At 39.0% G+C, this 15,310-nt stretch carries 15 protein-coding genes; 9 read left to right on the top strand and 6 right to left on the bottom strand.

All coding sequences use genetic code 11. The annotated features are described in order from the left end of the window. Positions 1 to 44: 44 nt before the first annotated feature. The 6 genes from mnmE to rpmH all read right to left on the bottom strand — a co-directional run bounded on the left by mnmE (position 45) and on the right by rpmH (position 4,201). Positions 45 to 1,430, bottom strand: a complete 1,386-nt coding sequence (gene mnmE / locus Q7O55_RS04110; protein WP_303928726.1) for a tRNA uridine-5-carboxymethylaminomethyl(34) synthesis GTPase MnmE — start codon at positions 1,428 to 1,430, stop codon at positions 45 to 47. A 286-nt stretch (positions 1,431 to 1,716) separates the two neighbouring features. Further along, positions 1,717 to 2,514 carry an RNA-binding cell elongation regulator Jag/EloR gene (gene jag, locus Q7O55_RS04105; protein ID WP_303928641.1) on the bottom strand — a complete coding sequence of 266 codons (798 nt, stop codon included), beginning with the start codon at positions 2,512 to 2,514 and terminating at the stop codon, positions 1,717 to 1,719. 11 nt (positions 2,515 to 2,525) lie between these two features. Further along, positions 2,526 to 3,191 carry a YidC/Oxa1 family membrane protein insertase gene (locus tag Q7O55_RS04100; RefSeq protein WP_303928640.1) on the bottom strand — a complete coding sequence of 222 codons (666 nt, stop codon included), beginning with the start codon at positions 3,189 to 3,191 and terminating at the stop codon, positions 2,526 to 2,528. Positions 3,192 to 3,357: 166 nt separating this feature from the next. Then, on the bottom strand, positions 3,358 to 3,579 hold the full coding sequence (gene yidD, locus Q7O55_RS04095; RefSeq protein WP_012865047.1) for a membrane protein insertion efficiency factor YidD: 222 nt from the start codon (positions 3,577 to 3,579) through the stop codon (positions 3,358 to 3,360). A gap of 48 nt (positions 3,580 to 3,627) precedes the next feature. Then, positions 3,628 to 3,987, bottom strand: a complete 360-nt coding sequence (gene rnpA / locus Q7O55_RS04090; protein ID WP_004692947.1) for a ribonuclease P protein component — start codon at positions 3,985 to 3,987, stop codon at positions 3,628 to 3,630. 79 nt (positions 3,988 to 4,066) lie between these two features. Beyond that, complete coding sequence (rpmH, locus tag Q7O55_RS04085) at positions 4,067 to 4,201, bottom strand: 50S ribosomal protein L34 (RefSeq protein WP_004692946.1); 135 nt, start codon at positions 4,199 to 4,201, stop codon at positions 4,067 to 4,069. Positions 4,202 to 5,663: 1,462 nt separating this feature from the next. Between rpmH and dnaA the strand changes: the two genes are divergently transcribed. The 9 genes from dnaA to Q7O55_RS04040 all read left to right on the top strand — a co-directional run bounded on the left by dnaA (position 5,664) and on the right by Q7O55_RS04040 (position 15,100). Next, positions 5,664 to 7,238: a chromosomal replication initiator protein DnaA gene (gene dnaA, locus Q7O55_RS04080; RefSeq protein ID WP_303928637.1), complete on the top strand. Its 1,575-nt coding sequence runs from the start codon at positions 5,664 to 5,666 to the stop codon at positions 7,236 to 7,238. 408 nt (positions 7,239 to 7,646) lie between these two features. After that, positions 7,647 to 8,759 carry a DNA polymerase III subunit beta gene (gene dnaN, locus Q7O55_RS04075; RefSeq protein ID WP_303928634.1) on the top strand — a complete coding sequence of 371 codons (1,113 nt, stop codon included), beginning with the start codon at positions 7,647 to 7,649 and terminating at the stop codon, positions 8,757 to 8,759. Positions 8,760 to 8,782: 23 nt separating this feature from the next. Further along, positions 8,783 to 9,016 (top strand): RNA-binding S4 domain-containing protein, encoded by a 234-nt coding sequence (locus tag Q7O55_RS04070; RefSeq protein WP_105087308.1) that lies wholly within the window; start codon positions 8,783 to 8,785, stop codon positions 9,014 to 9,016. A gap of 3 nt (positions 9,017 to 9,019) precedes the next feature. Then, a complete protein-coding gene (recF, locus tag Q7O55_RS04065; protein ID WP_303928628.1) occupies positions 9,020 to 10,120 on the top strand; it encodes a DNA replication/repair protein RecF in 1,101 nt (366 codons plus the stop codon). Further along, entirely contained in the window at positions 10,107 to 11,009 is a 903-nt protein-coding gene (locus Q7O55_RS04060; RefSeq protein ID WP_012863617.1) for a DUF721 domain-containing protein, read from the top strand. Before recF ends, Q7O55_RS04060 begins: the two co-directional genes overlap by 14 nt. Positions 11,010 to 11,022: 13 nt before the next feature. After that, complete coding sequence (locus Q7O55_RS04055) at positions 11,023 to 11,271, top strand: DUF370 domain-containing protein (protein WP_004692940.1); 249 nt, start codon at positions 11,023 to 11,025, stop codon at positions 11,269 to 11,271. A gap of 77 nt (positions 11,272 to 11,348) precedes the next feature. Further along, a complete protein-coding gene (gene gyrB, locus Q7O55_RS04050) occupies positions 11,349 to 13,250 on the top strand; it encodes a DNA topoisomerase (ATP-hydrolyzing) subunit B (protein WP_101928912.1) in 1,902 nt (633 codons plus the stop codon). A 10-nt stretch (positions 13,251 to 13,260) separates the two neighbouring features. After that, positions 13,261 to 14,742, top strand: coding sequence for an amino acid permease (locus Q7O55_RS04045; protein ID WP_303928622.1), 1,482 nt, complete (start codon positions 13,261 to 13,263; stop codon positions 14,740 to 14,742). Between the two features lie 40 nt (positions 14,743 to 14,782). Further along, positions 14,783 to 15,100, top strand: a complete 318-nt coding sequence (locus Q7O55_RS04040; RefSeq protein WP_303928620.1) for a YbjQ family protein — start codon at positions 14,783 to 14,785, stop codon at positions 15,098 to 15,100. The last annotated feature ends 210 nt before the right edge of the window (positions 15,101 to 15,310 follow it).

Here is a 15,310-nt window from a genome sequence, read left to right as displayed (position 1 = left end):
GGCATTTTTCTCCGAAAAATTGCACGCTCCGACCAAAGTGACGTTTATTTACCTAAACAAAATCTACTGAATAGTTCGTCAATCATGGATTCTCGGATTGTGTCGCCCGTGATGTCGCCTAATAATTCCCAAGCGCTACGCAGGTCGGTAGCTACAAAATCTACAGGCATGCCCATGTCGATAGAGGAGAGGGCTTGTTCTACTTGAGCCTTCGCTTGTTCCATGAGGCTGATGTGGCGCACATTACTGATCATAGTGCTATTGTCTTGTTTTACGCGACCGCCGTAGACGAGTTCTTGCACCCATTTGGAGAGAACTGCAGAGCCTTCGCCTTCTTTAGCACTGATTCGTTCGATAACCGTAAAGGTTCCGTATTCTTTAATATGTTCGTCTGTAACGATTTGTGCCACATCAGACTTATTAAGGAGTACGATAGTGTTCAAACCGCTCACAGAGGTCAAAATTTCGATTTCTTCAGGGGTTAAAGGAGTAGACCCGTCTATAACACAGAGTACGATATCCGCTTTGTTGATATAATCTCGAGCGCGCTCCACACCGAGGGCTTCCACCGTATCTTGTGTGTCGCGAATACCAGCTGTATCGATAAGGCGCAAGGAAATGCCTTCTACGGTCATATATTCTTCAATACTATCGCGTGTCGTCCCCGGAATATCCGTTACGATAGCGCGATTTTCGCGCAAGAGAGCATTCATAAGGCTCGATTTACCTGCATTTGGACGACCTACAATAACCGTTGTAATGCCGTCGCGAATTAGACGGCCTGTGTTTGCTGTAGACAAGAGTTCATCCATAGCTTTCAAAATAGGCTGCAACTGTTCGCGAACCTCTTGGCTCGTTACATCTTCGATATCCTCCTCAGGATAGTCGATGGTTACCTCTAAATGAGCAATCATGGCGATGAGCTGTTCTCGCACATCTTTTACAAAGGACGAAACAGTTCCATCTAGCTGAGCCACAGCGAGGGAGAGGGAGTCCTCTGTTTTTGCTTCAATAATATCAATGATTGCCTCCGCTTGGGTGAGGTCGATACGTCCGTTCATAAAGGCACGCTTCGTAAATTCACCGGCATCAGCCATGCGCACATCGTGATTTACGAGCAATTTCAAGATTTGTCGAACCGGCACAATACCGCCGTGACACTGAATTTCTACCACATCTTCCGCTGTGTAGGAATGAGGGCCTTTCATTAATAAAACAAGAACCTCGTCGATGGTCTTGTTCGTCGCTGGATCCACAATAGTCCCGTATTGAATCGTTCTATTTTGGCGGTCCATCAAAGGAACGGTGCCCGCGCTCTTGAACAGGCTATTTACAATAGGAAAACTATCCTTGCCGCTGACCCGAATAATACCAACCCCACCGATACCAGGCGGTGTGGCAATGGCCGCTATTGTATCATCTATATACATATGTTTCTCCGTATTTCGATGATCTATCATGCCTTTCATAAACCTTATGAAATCTAGATGCATCGTTTTGATTTACTGCTTTACGATATACTCTATCGATATATTGTATTCATATATTCTATCGATATATCATATGATAATGTCTTCGCCTGTGAAAGTTAAACTAAACCAATCTTACCCGCGCGAAGATTAACTTAGGTTAGCTTTCACCATAACCTAAAGAATAAAGGGAACAGCCCTCAAGTAACGGAGAATACCAGTTACCTGAAAGCTGCACCATTATATTTTATTTTTTGTACGAAATCACAACGTGACGGAATGGTTCATCCCCTTCACTGTTGGTAATAACATTTTTATCCCCTTGAAGGGCGGTATGAATGATTTTACGTTCAAAAGCATTCATCGGTTCTAAAGAAACCTTTTGACGATTGCGTTTCACCTTAGAAGCCAAGCGTTTCGCGAGATTCACCAATGTTTCTTCTCGGCGAGAACGATAATTTTCCACATCTACCACGATATGGCAATGGCCAGATACATCCTTGTGAGCCACGAGATTTGTTAAGTATTGAATAGCATCCAATGTTTGACCATGTTTACCGATCAAAATACCTAAAGCTTCGCCGTGTACTTGGAATGTAATTTTATCTTTCGTCATCATTTTTTCGATAACAACAGTGAGGCCCATTTGTGTAAATATATCATCGAGGAATTGTTTACCTTTTTCAGCAATTTCTTGTTGATCCTCTTTTGAAAGTTCCTTTTTAGAAGGTTTTTCTTCTACAGTACTTTCAGAAGTTTCAGCTGCCGTATCTTGTACTTCTGTTTCGCTTGTTGCCACTGGTTCGGAAGCAATAGCTACAGATTGTTCTTTAACATTAGCTGCTTCTTCTGCAGTAGCAGATTTAGCTAAAGCGGTGAAGAATAAGCGAACAACTGCTGGTTTACGACCAATGCCTAAAAATCCACTAGAAGGTTGTTCTAAGACCTTAGTTTCTACCAATTCTTGACCTTCAGAGGCCAATTGAGCTACACCTTTAGCAATGGCATCTTCAATGGTTTTAGCAGATACATCGATAAATTCCATAGTGCCTCCTATTATTTAGCTTCTAAGCCTTTGTAAATGAAATGTTGTTGTACAAATTGGAACACATTGGATACGATCCAGTAAATAACTAAGCCAGAAGGGAAGTTAAGAGAAATGTAACCAATGAATAGAGGCATAAAGATTGTCATAATCTTTTGTTGTTGCGCAGCAGCACCAGTTGCACCGCTACTAGTTTGACGGGACATAATCCAAGTGGACACCGCACTCAATACTGGCAAGATGTACATAGGATCTGGTTCGCCAAGGCTAGGAAGCCATAAGAAATGTATATAGTTTTGATCGTATGGATAGCTTTGTAAAGCATAGAAGATAGCGATCAAGAATGGCATTTGCACCAATAGAGGCAAGCAGCCCGCTAATGGGTTAACACCCATTTCTTTGTACAATGCACCCATTTCCGCTTGCAGTTTTGCAGGATCATTTTTGTATTTATCTTGCAATTCTTTCATGCGAGGCTGCAACTCTTGCATAGCCTTCATGGATTTGATTTGTTTAACAGTAAGTGGCGCCAAAATCGCTTTAATAACGATTGTTAAAAGGATAATAGCCACACCGTAGCTCGGATAGCCTACCATTTGAGTCAATTGGAACGCATAGGTTACCAATGTGCTCATCAAATTAACGATAGGTTGGAATACACTACTTAAAAATTCCATTGTTTCTCCTTTTCTTACAGTCGAAATCGTCCTTTGCGCATCTATATATCGTTATGGTATGGTCTAAATTTCATCCATACAGATGCTCAGGTATTTCCAAAACTGTGCTAGATAATGATGGTGAAAGTTGCTTTCACAGAACACATCCAGTCTAATCCCAAGTGGGTTAGGGAACTGGATCGTAGCCACCCTTATGGAAAGGATGACAGCGAAGAATGCGTTTTAAACCCATCCAGCTACCTTTCAAAGGACCATATTTTTCGATGGCCTGCAGAGTATATGTGGAACATGTCGGATAATAACGGCAACATCCAGGTTTTAAGGGAGATATGGCGAGCTGATAGAACCTAATTAAAAGTCGTAAAAGCATGGTTATACAGCGTTTCATGGAAACCTCCATATACACAAAAAGGACCAAAGCCTCTAACTTGTGGTCCTATTTATCATTTTGTATCAATAATTTGCTTTTTCGCAAGAGATACAAAATCTCCTTTTCCGCTTTTTCGTAGGTAGCGTTTTTCAGAGGGCCACGTCCAACAATTACGATATGATACCCTTCGCGAATGGCGTGCTGATTGAGGCGATACACCTCTTTCATAAGGCGTCTAGCTCGATTGCGCTCCACTGCACAACCAACCTTTTTACCTGTTACAAAACCAATGCGAGTAGGTTGCTTTGCCACGGGCATACGATACAGTACACACATACGGCCTACTTCGTATTTACCGTGCTTATATACAAGGCGATATTCATTATTGTGCGTCAGTCGTCTTGCTTTATCAAGGCAATAATCCATATGCATTGTCCTTAAGTCCTAAGAATAGAAAAACTTGGCAGCAGCGCCAAGTTTTTTCTCCTGCCTAACAGCTATTATATTATGCAGATAAGCGTTTTCTGCCTTTTGCACGTCTTCTTTTCAAAACGAGACGGCCACCGATAGTTTTCATACGTTCACGGAAACCATGGGTACGTTTTCTCCAAAGAGTATTTGGTTGGTAAGTACGTTTCATTAGTAAAACACCTCCTCGTCATTTTGTATTGTTTTACTTATACCATAACAGGGTAATTATAGAGGTAAAACGTAAATTTGTCAATATAATAAAGGGGTTCTGCTGTGAGTTCTTGTATTTCTGAAAATAATTCTACTACACATTTTATCCTGTAATTGATGTTACGTTTCCAAGGGGAGGAATATAGGGATCCTTTATCGCTCCATACGACGCATAAAGTCGCTCAAAAGGACCCTATATTCCCTCCCTAAGTAAACCCTAATCACATCTTAAACACCACTACACGATGTAAACGTAACATCAATTTATCAGCATACAAGAACTCACAACTTTAATCTTTTTATATAAGATAAATTTACCTTTTGATCTCTAGTTGAAAGGAGGGAGGAATAGATGTGGTTTTCTCCCTCCATACGACACGTAAGTCGGTCAAAAATCCACATCTATTCCTACTCCTAACACACTCTAATGACTACTAATATACCTACCACCAGTATAAAAAGTAGTATCAATATTTATACCAACCTAATAAAAGTCTTTCAGAGTACGGATCTAAGGATGTGTTCAAATTTTACCTTTTATTCTCTGGGGAAGGAGATAGGGATCCTTTATCGCTCCATACGACGCATAAAGTCGCTCAAAAGGACCCTATATTCCCTCCCTAAGTAAACCCTAATCACATCTTAAACACCACTACACGATGTAAACGTAACATCAATTTATCAGCATACAAGAACTCACAACTTTAATCTTTTTATATAAGATAAATTTACCTTTTGATCTCTAGTTGAAAGGAGGGAGGAATAGATGTGGTTTTCTCCCTCCATACGACACGTTTCGGTCAAAAATCCATATCTACACCTAACACTCCCTCTTAGAAAAATCACTAATTTGTCATTTTTTTGATCATTTAGTTTTGATTATCTGAAGGTTAATGCTGTTATGTTCATCAATTACTTTTTCATCTATGAGTATTGTAATCATAATAATTATCTTATAGGAGGAAGGGACTGAAAACTACTTTTTGAGTGACTTACGCGTCGTATGGAGCGATAAAAGTAGTTTTCAGTCCTCCCCCAAAAGTAATTGATGAACTAAATATAAGATAAACACTGATTTATTAACATATTACCCTCAGATAACCAAAAGTTATCCACAGAATAAATGACAAATTCCTGCTTTTTTGGTACAATCATAACTGAAATTAGCAAAAATAATATATTTTTACAGGTTTTTGATGGATAACTTTCGAGGTTATCCACATTTTTTCTCTTTTATCCTATAAAATCTAAAAAGTCAGTATTTATCTAGATAAAATAAACTTATATTTTTACTTATTCACAGGTTATACACAAGTTATTCACAGGAATAATAGATTTTTCCACATCTTTTACAATGGTTATGCACATTATTCCTAAAGTTATACACATTTATCGCAATAGTTATTCACAAGAGGCACGTCATGCAGTCATTTGATTTAAATAATATATGGGAACATATATTGCAAGAGGCGAAAAAGAATATGCAACATTTACCTGATGCATTGTATTTGCGCGTCACGTCATCGTTGATTCCCATGTCTCTCGAAAGTCATTCGATCCATATTGGAGTCATGCAAACATTTGTAAAAAACTTAATCGACCAGCAGCCGCAAATTAGCAAGGCTTTACAAGATGCGATTACCACGGTCATCGGTTCCCATCGAGATATGGTGTTATTCGATTTTAATCAAGAGAGTATAGATACTAATTTTGTTGATGAAAGTCTCATCGATACGCCAGTTGTAGCACCGCCAATGTCTTTACCACCTATAGTAGAGGAAAAGGCTCATCAAGAGGAGTTTTACACACCAGTCTATCAAGATCCTGTCTATATCGACCGCGCGCCAGCACCTGTGGATATTCCAGACGGACTAATGATAGCTACACCAAAGAAACCGACAGAAACAATGTCAACATTGCAGTCTGATAATGTTCCTGTAGACTTGTCATTATCTAATCTCAATCCGGCGTACCGTTTTGATAACTACGTAACGGGCAACGCCAACCGCATTCCTTTTGGAGCTGCTCAAAATGTAGCTGAATTTCCAGGCGGCGACTACAATCCGCTCTTTATCTACGGTCCATCTGGCCTCGGAAAAACACACTTGATGCATGCCATTGGCAATGCTATCAAGGAAAATCATCCACATATGAAGGTCATGTCCATTACAAGCGAAAACTTTATGAATATTTTCGTCGAAACATTGCAGCGCAACCAAGGTAAATTATTCCGCAACACATTCCGCAATATCGATGTTCTCATGATTGACGATATTCAGTTCCTTGAAAGCCGTGAAAGTACGAAAACTGAGCTATTTAATACATTTAATGAACTATTAAATAATAACAAACAAATCGTGCTTACCTCTGATACTATGCCAAATGATATGGAGCAGTTCGAAGATCGTCTTCGCTCTCGTTTCCAAGCTGGCTACATTGCCACAATGGAAAATCCAGATTTAGAAACGCGCATCGCCATCTTCAGATCACTGCTCGAACGTGAATATAAAAAGAACCGCATTATTCGCATCGATAATGATTCAATTAACTATGTGGCATTGCAATTTAGCGAAAACGTCCGCGTGTTGCAAGGTGCTTTCACCAAACTCATCGGTACAGCATCCATCGATCAACGTCTAGAATCTATTGACCTAGAATACACAAAACACGCCTTGGCGGGCCTCGTTCATACAGAAGAGGTAAATATAGTTAATATTGAAAGCATCCAGAATTTTGTAAGTTCCTATTTCAATATTAAAAAGCAAGACCTACTTGGCAAGAAACGAAAAGCCCAATTCGCATTTCCACGACAAATCGCCATGTATCTATGCCGCGATATGATCAATGAAAGCTATCCACAAATCGCAGCAGCTTTCTCTCGTGACCATACAACAATTCTCCATGCGTACGATAAAATAACGAAGGAAATTGAAAAAAACGAAGAAACTAAACGTATAGTAGCAGAAATTAAACAGAAATTAACAACCTGTGGATAACTCTGTGGATATATAGTGAATAACTTTGTGGATATCACAAAACTCGCACTTTGGTGTGAATATGTGGATAAGTAGGTACAAACTATTAACATAGTTATGCACAGCTCATAATTCACACAATTATTGGCGCCGATTCACTTTTACACATATAAACAGACCCCTACTATTACTACTACTAAAACTAAGAAACAATCAGAAAAACAGTAGAAACAGATCTATCGTAGAATATATATAGAGCATCTACAATAGCAAACATAGAATATTACAAACAAAACAAGTAATTATTAGTGCTTCTACAATATATATAAATCGTAATCACAAACAACATATATATTAGAAATAATATAGTAGTTAATAATAAAATCCAATTATACAAATTAATATAAAACTTTCAAAAAGGAGTAACATATGCATATTACATTCCCAAAAGCAAATCTCCAAAAAGCAATCAACGTATTGCAAAAGGTATCTCAAAATAAAACAAGTTCCAACTTACCAGGTGCTATTTACGTAACTACAAAAAATAGTCAAGTAGAATTGCAAGGTAACGACTTTGAACTAGGTATCCGTTTAACAATTGACGGAGACATCAAAGAACCTGGTACTTTAGTAGTAGGTTCCCGTTATTTCCAAGAATTAATTCGTAAATTACCTGGCGATACTATCGAACTTTACAAACCAGAAGACGGAAATTCTTTGACAATCACATCTGGATCTTCCGAATTTAACCTTGTCACATTACATCCAGATGACTTCTCCTTGGTTGAACAAATTCACGACCAAGATCATGTGAATATCGATAGCTTTGCTATGAAAGAACTTATCGATTTAACAAACTACGCAGCAGCTACTGATGAAGATCGTCCTGTATTTACCGGTGCTCTTCTTGAAATCAAAGAAAACGAAGTGACTATGGTTGCTACCGATACACACCGTATGGCTGTTAAAAAAATTACAATTGATGAACCAGCAACGACTCCGATGCGCGCTATCATTCCTACAAAAACGTTAGCTGAAGTATCTCGTTTATTACCAACAGATAATCCAGCCATGATCAATATCATCTGGAATCGTACACAAATCGTATTTAATTTTGAATCTATTTATATTATTTCTCGCTTAATCGAAGGTACATATCCTGAATATGAAAAGGTAATTCCTTCCCAATTCGACTCTAGTGCTGTAATCAATCGCCACGAATTTGCTGGTGCTGTTGATCGCGTATCCTTATTGGCTAAAGACATCAGCTATAACGTAATTCGTTATGATTGGTCTGAAAGCAATGTCACATTGTCTACTCAAAATACTGAAATCGGTATGGCAAAAGAAGACGTAGCTGTTGAATTTAAAGGTACACCTTTCACAATTTCCTTCAATGGTCGTTACATCTCTGATATCTTGCGTCACAGCACAGGAGATAATATTCACTTGTTCTTAAAACAAAATGGTCCTGTTGTCATTCGCCAAGACAATAATCCGAATTATACATACGTAGTAACACCAGTTCGCACAAATGCATGACCTTTATCACATAGGAGAACGTTATGAAAGAGCAACAGCAGGTACCCATTCATACGGAGTACATTCAAATTGATCAGTTGTTGAAGTTAGAAGGCATCATTGAAACAGGTGGTCAAATTAAATCTTTCATCGATGAAGGCATCCTTACCTTGAATGGTCAGGTCGTAACGGAAAAACGCAAGAAATGCCGCGTTGGTGATGTGATTTCTTGTGAAGGTCTCGATGTAGATCTCATAATTACACAAGAGGAGGCATAATCGGTGAGAATTGACTCACTGCAATTATTCCAGTTTCGTAATTATAAGGATGTACAGATACAGTTTAACCCTGAGATTATCGTTCTGCACGGTACTAATGGGGCTGGTAAGACGAATATCCTCGAATCGATTTATGTTGGTACGATTGGTAAAAGCCATCGTACTAACGATACATCGGATATGCTCATGTTTAATGCTGAAGAAGCAGGCATAGTTGTAAAATTCGAGAAAAAAGATACGCCTCAAAAGGTAAATATTAAATTATTCCGCCAAGGGGCCAAGGATATTCGTTTAAACGATACAAAAATATCTCAAAAAGAACTGATTGGTACATTAAATACAGTTATCTTTTGTCCTGAAGACTTACAGCTTATTAAGGGAACTCCGTCTGGTCGTAGGCGTTTCCTAGATATGGAAATATCTCAGACCAGCGCTACTTACTATCATCAATTGATGCAGTATAATCGGTTGTTACAGCAACGAAATGCAGTCCTAAAAGAATATAGGGGAAAGAATAATATTCCTCTTGAAGAATGGGATTTACAGCTAGCAGATATGGCGAGCTTTATTGTAAAGAAACGATTAGAAAGCTTGAAAAAAATCAATTTGCTCATCGATTTGATGAATCGTAAATTGACGGGTGGACTCGAGAATTTAACCATCGGTTATGAACAGCCGTATATGGACAATGGTTCATTAGAATATACAAAGGAAGGCTTTTACGAACGCATCAAAGCAGCGTTGCCGCAAGATCGTCATCGTTTAAGCACTAGTGTAGGTCCTCATCGCGATGATTTAAGATTCTTTTCCGATGTTATGGATTTAAAGAAATTTGGATCGCAAGGTCAGCAACGAACCGCTGTATTGTCCTTAAAGTTGAGTGAGCTTGAGTTTATCAAGTCAGAGGTAGGAGAATATCCAGTTCTTCTCTTGGATGATGTATTGAGCGAACTTGATGAGTCGAGACGAGTGAATTTATTGCAGTTTATTCATAAACGAATTCAAACATTTATTACCACTACAGATATTTACGATTTTAAAGATTTGAAATCCGTTCAATTTATTTCTTGTGAAGGAGGAAAGGTTCAGTATGGACAGCCTTGATCTTTGTTTACCAAAGGCCTTAGCAGAACTGAATTTACTGGAACAATATAAATTAAATACCCTCGTTCACAAGTGGCGTGATGTAGTAGGCGATGTTATCGCTGATCATACGAAAATTGTGTCTATCAAGCCTCCAGACATGGTTATCAGTGCAGATAATTCCATGTGGATGCAGGAATTACAGATGCAAAAACGACGTATCATCGAGGCTATCAATAAATATTACCGCCAAGAGGTAATTACCGATATTCGATTCATCATGAAACGTCAGAGCTATGTGAAAGTAGAAATTAATACGTCTCTCACGATTCCTGATGAACAGATTATTACAAAACGTATTAATTTTGCTAATATCGTGCTTTCAAAAGAAGACGTAGACGCCATCGATAAATCCTTAGAACAAACGGATAACGAAGAATTACGAGCTGCTTTCAGAAAAGTACAAATTACGGCTCGAAAGCGTGAAATATATTTAGAGCAGCATGGGTATCATCGTTGTAAGCGATGTGGCATGCACATGGAATCTAAAAAAGAAATCTGTCCGACTTGTGAATATGAATTGCATCGAAAACATATTAAGGACATTAAGTCTGTTATTAGAAAGTACCCATACTTTAAATACAGCGACTGTCAGCAATTTATACAGTGTACTTTCCCAGACTTTGCAGAAGCGATGCGGGAATCCATATACTTTTACCTGGATAAGATTTATAAAGGATCCATCAATCGCCGTCATATGTTTATGGTGGCCATGCTCATCACTCATAAGAAGCCTGATGAGCTAACGGATCAACATGTTATCAATTTGTGTAATAAATATCGATCAAAGTTCCTCGCTGAAGAGGAACAGCGCAAAATTGATGCTCTTAATGGGACATTAGAAAAGTAGAGGGGGCATTCTTATGTACGTTCATATTGGAGATACCATTTCCGTGCCCATAGAATCCATCATTACGATGGTGCATGCCAAGGGCGGAAAGTCCCATAAAAGTCCTATTCATCACTATGAAACGCTAGAATATATCGCCATGGTACCAGAGGAGCAAATCAAGACATATGTGGTTACTGATGATTGTGTGTATGGATCTGGTATCAGTATTAAGACTTTAATGAGACGGATTGATGAGTTTTATAGTATAATAAAGAGATAAAGTTTAATCCTGTACATGTTTTGTCACTTTATTTCAATCAAGTACAGTATGATAAATTGTTAGGAGGAGTTTGTTTCATGCCTGAACAAAATTATGGCGCTCAGAATATTCAGGTTCTTGAGGGTCTAGACGCGGTGCGTAAACGCCCAGGGATGTATATTGGTAGTACGTCTGCTCGTGGATTGCATCACCTCGTATACGAAGTTGTAGATAACTCTGTAGACGAAGCGCTTGCTGGTTACGCTACACATATCGAAGTATCCATCAATCCAGATAACAGTGTTACCGTTGTCGATGATGGTCGTGGTATTCCAACAGGAATGCATGAATCTGGTATGTCTGCGGTAGAGCTAGTATTAACGAAATTGCATGCAGGTGGTAAATTCGGCGGTGGCGGCTACAAGGTATCTGGTGGTCTTCATGGCGTAGGTATTTCCGTAGTTAATGCGTTGAGTGAATGGACTAAGGTTCAAGTATCTCAAAATGGCATTGTTCAAGAGATTTCCTTTGCTCGTGGTCATAAAACTTCCGAGTTGCACGAAATCGGCAAGGCTTCAGGAACTGGTACTACAGTTATTTTCAAGCCAGATGCAGAAATCTTTGAAACTACCGTATTCAGCTTTGATACATTGAAAATGCGTTTACAAGAATTGGCATTTCTTAACAAAGGCCTTCGCATTACATTGAGCGATTTGCGCCTAGAGGAACCTCGTGTTGAAAGTTTCCACTATGAAGGTGGTTTGATTTCTTTCATTACCTTCTTGAACGAAAATAAAGAAGCAATTAATCCAACTGTTATCAACATTGAAAATACAAAAGATGACGTTGTGGTAGATGTGGCATTGCAATATAACGATAGCTATAGCGAAAACTTGTTGTCCTTTGTAAATAACATCAATACTATTGATGGTGGTACACATCTATCTGGTTTTCGTGCTGCTTTGACTCGTACCCTCAATGATTATGGCCGTAAATCTGGTTTGATCAAGGAAAATGAGTCCAATCTTTCCGGTGAAGACGTGCGTGAAGGTTTGACAGCTGTCGTATCTGTAAAAGTGTTGGAACCTCAATTTGAGGGCCAAACAAAAACTAAACTTGGCAATAGCGAAGTTAAAGGTATTACAGATGTTATCGTTACAGAAGGTCTTAAAACATTCTTTGAAGAACATCCTCAAGATGCGAAGAAAATCATCGAAAAAGCAACGATGGCAAGCCGTGCTCGAGAGGCCGCTCGTAAAGCCCGTGACTTAACACGCCGTAAAAATGCGTTGGAAGTATCTAGCCTTCCTGGTAAATTGGCGGACTGCTCCGAAAAAGATACATCTATGACTGAAATTTATTTAGTCGAAGGTGATTCTGCAGGCGGTTCTGCAAAACAAGGTCGCGATCGTCGTTACCAAGCAATTTTACCATTGCGTGGTAAAATCCTTAACGTAGAAAAAGCACGTCTCGATAAGATTTTGGCTAATAACGAAATTCGCTCCATGATTACCGCTTTTGGTACAGGTATTGGCGATGAATTCGATATTACAAAATCCCGTTATAATAAGATTATCATCATGACAGATGCGGACGTTGACGGCGCTCACATCCGTACATTGTTGTTAACATTCTTCTACCGCTATATGAAACCATTGGTAGAGGAAGGTCATATCTATATTGCTCAACCACCTTTGTATCAAATCAAGAAGGGTAAATCTCATTGGTATGTATACTCTGATGTAGAGTTGACAGCTAAACTTGATGAAGTAGGTCGCGATGGTACTACAATCCAACGTTACAAAGGTTTAGGTGAAATGAATCCTGAACAATTATGGGAAACTACGATGAACCCTGAAAATCGTACGATTCTACAAGTTAGCTTAGAAGATTCTATCGAAGCCGACAAAATCTTTACGGTCCTCATGGGTGATAAGGTAGAGCCTCGTCGTAAATTTATTGAAGATAACGCAAAATACGTGCGTAATCTAGATTTGTAAGAGGTGACCCATGTCTGATAATCATAATAATAACGTAGAGTTTACGTCTAACAAAGATCAACACCTAAAACGTTCCCTAAAGTCGCGTCATATGAATATGATCGCTTTGGGTGGTGCTATCGGTACAGGTTTATTCGTTGCTGGTGGTGAAGTCGTAAGTACAGCTGGCCCTGGTGGTGCTCTTGTAGCTTACGGCCTCATTGGTATCATGGTTTATTTCCTTATGACATCTCTTGGGGAAATGGCCACATATTTACCAATTCCAGGTTCCTTCGGGACTTATGCAAAACGCTATGTAGATCCTGCCTTTGGGTTTGCCTTAGGTTGGAACTACTGGTTTAACTGGGCTATTACCTTGGCTGCTGAAGTATTAGCAGGGGCGCTCATCATGAAATATTGGTTCCCTGATGTGCCTGCCATCGTATGGTCTGCTCTGTTTTTGCTCATTTTATTCGGTTTGAACTATTTATCTACTCGTTCCTTTGGTGAAAGTGAATATGTGTTCTCTAGCATCAAGGTGATTACCGTATTCGTATTCCTATTCTGTGGCTTTATGCTTATCTTTGGCATAGGTGGCACATCTCCAGGATTTGCGAACTGGACCGTAGGAGAAGCTCCATTTGTAGGTGGTTGGGAATCTATTCTCGCTATCTTTATGGTGGCAGGATTCTCCTTCCAAGGTACTGAACTTATCGGCGTAGCCGCTGGTGAAGCGGAAAATCCTGAAAAGAACGTGCCAAAAGCGATTAATACAATCTTCTGGCGTATTCTATTGTTCTATATCGGTGCTTTCACGGTTATCGGTTTCTTGATTCCGTACACAGATCCAAATTTGTTGAACTCTAGTGTAGAGAACGTATCTATTTCTCCATTTACACTCGTATTTGACCGTTTTGGTTTTGCCTTTGCTGCTAGTTTTATTAATGCTATTATCTTAACGGCTGTATTGAGTGCTGGTAACTCTGGTTTGTACTCTTCTACGCGTATGCTGTATGCACTCGCTAAGGAAGGTCAAGCACCTCAAATTTTTGCTAAGTTAAATAAACGCGGTGTTCCAGTGCCTGCGTTAATCTTAACGACAGCAATCGGTTTATTTGCATTCCTTACAAGCTTTATTGGCGAAGGTACAGCTTATACATGGATTGTTAATATCTCTGGTTTATGCGGTTTCATCGCATGGGTTGGTATCGCAGTATCTCATTATCGTTTCCGCCGCGCTTTCATTGCTCAAGGAAGAGATCTTAGTGAATTGCCATACAAAGCGTGGTTATTCCCAGTGGGCCCAATCTTGGCGTTCATTCTTTGCGTCATCATTATCTGTGGTCAAAACTACTCCGCTTTCATAGGTGATACCATCGACTGGTACGGCGTATCCGTTGCCTATATTGGCTTGCCAATCTTCTTCGCAGTGTACCTTGGTTACAAATACATCAATAAAACTAAAGTTGTGCCGTTGAAAGAAGTTAACCTTGATCGTGATTTCGATAGATAACATATAAAATATATTGTAGTCAATTAGAAAGGATACAATTATGATTATTACTACAACTATGCATATTGAAAACAAACCTGTACAAGAGTACAAAGGTATTGTATTTGGTGAAGTAGTAGAAGGACGTAATTTTGTGAAAGATTTCATGTCTGGTATTCGAGATATTGTTGGTGGTCGTAGCGGTAGCTATGAAGATTCTTTGATGAATGCGCGCAAAGTAGCTCTCGACGAAATGTCTCAACGAGCTTCTAAATTGGGTGCTAATGCTATTATTGGCGTATCCTTCCAATATAGCACAGTAGGTGCACAAAATGGCATGCTTATGATTACATGCAATGGTACAGCTGTAGTAGTTTAATAAATAATAGACTAAGTCAGATATAATTATTAATATAATCCTAAGGGAAATAAGTAAATTATAATGTATTATTGTAACTAAAAAACAGCAGGGGAAAGCCCTGCTGTTTTTATATATGATATTTATTAAAAAACCCCCTATAAAAAGTATTAGAAATGAACTGCACCCCAAAAATTGGACACAATTTTTGGAGGTGCAGTTTTTTATGTC

The sequence above is a fragment of the Veillonella parvula genome (assembly GCF_945949885.1).
GTDB classification, from domain to species: domain Bacteria; phylum Bacillota; class Negativicutes; order Veillonellales; family Veillonellaceae; genus Veillonella; species Veillonella parvula_B.
Note: the sequence above shows the minus strand (reverse complement) of the source record. Positions and strands in the feature narration are given on the sequence as shown.

Bases quoted from the DNA above. Each gene is read 5' to 3' on its own strand.
- jag (WP_303928641.1), bottom strand. From the start codon at position 2,514: ATGGAATTTATCGATGTATCTGCTAAAACCATTGAAGATGCCATTGCT.
- Q7O55_RS04045 (WP_303928622.1), top strand. From the start codon at position 13,261: ATGTCTGATAATCATAATAATAACGTAGAGTTTACGTCTAACAAAGAT.
- gyrB (WP_101928912.1), top strand. From the start codon at position 11,349: ATGCCTGAACAAAATTATGGCGCTCAGAATATTCAGGTTCTTGAGGGT.
- mnmE (WP_303928726.1), bottom strand. From the start codon at position 1,430: ATGTATATAGATGATACAATAGCGGCCATTGCCACACCGCCTGGTATC.
- rnpA (WP_004692947.1), bottom strand. From the start codon at position 3,987: ATGGATTATTGCCTTGATAAAGCAAGACGACTGACGCACAATAATGAA.
- Q7O55_RS04060 (WP_012863617.1), top strand. From the start codon at position 10,107: ATGGACAGCCTTGATCTTTGTTTACCAAAGGCCTTAGCAGAACTGAAT.
- Q7O55_RS04040 (WP_303928620.1), top strand. From the start codon at position 14,783: ATGATTATTACTACAACTATGCATATTGAAAACAAACCTGTACAAGAG.
- rpmH (WP_004692946.1), bottom strand. From the start codon at position 4,201: ATGAAACGTACTTACCAACCAAATACTCTTTGGAGAAAACGTACCCAT.
- Q7O55_RS04055 (WP_004692940.1), top strand. From the start codon at position 11,023: ATGTACGTTCATATTGGAGATACCATTTCCGTGCCCATAGAATCCATC.
- yidD (WP_012865047.1), bottom strand. From the start codon at position 3,579: ATGAAACGCTGTATAACCATGCTTTTACGACTTTTAATTAGGTTCTAT.
- dnaA (WP_303928637.1), top strand. From the start codon at position 5,664: ATGCAGTCATTTGATTTAAATAATATATGGGAACATATATTGCAAGAG.
- Q7O55_RS04100 (WP_303928640.1), bottom strand. From the start codon at position 3,191: ATGGAATTTTTAAGTAGTGTATTCCAACCTATCGTTAATTTGATGAGC.
- Q7O55_RS04070 (WP_105087308.1), top strand. From the start codon at position 8,783: ATGAAAGAGCAACAGCAGGTACCCATTCATACGGAGTACATTCAAATT.
- dnaN (WP_303928634.1), top strand. From the start codon at position 7,647: ATGCATATTACATTCCCAAAAGCAAATCTCCAAAAAGCAATCAACGTA.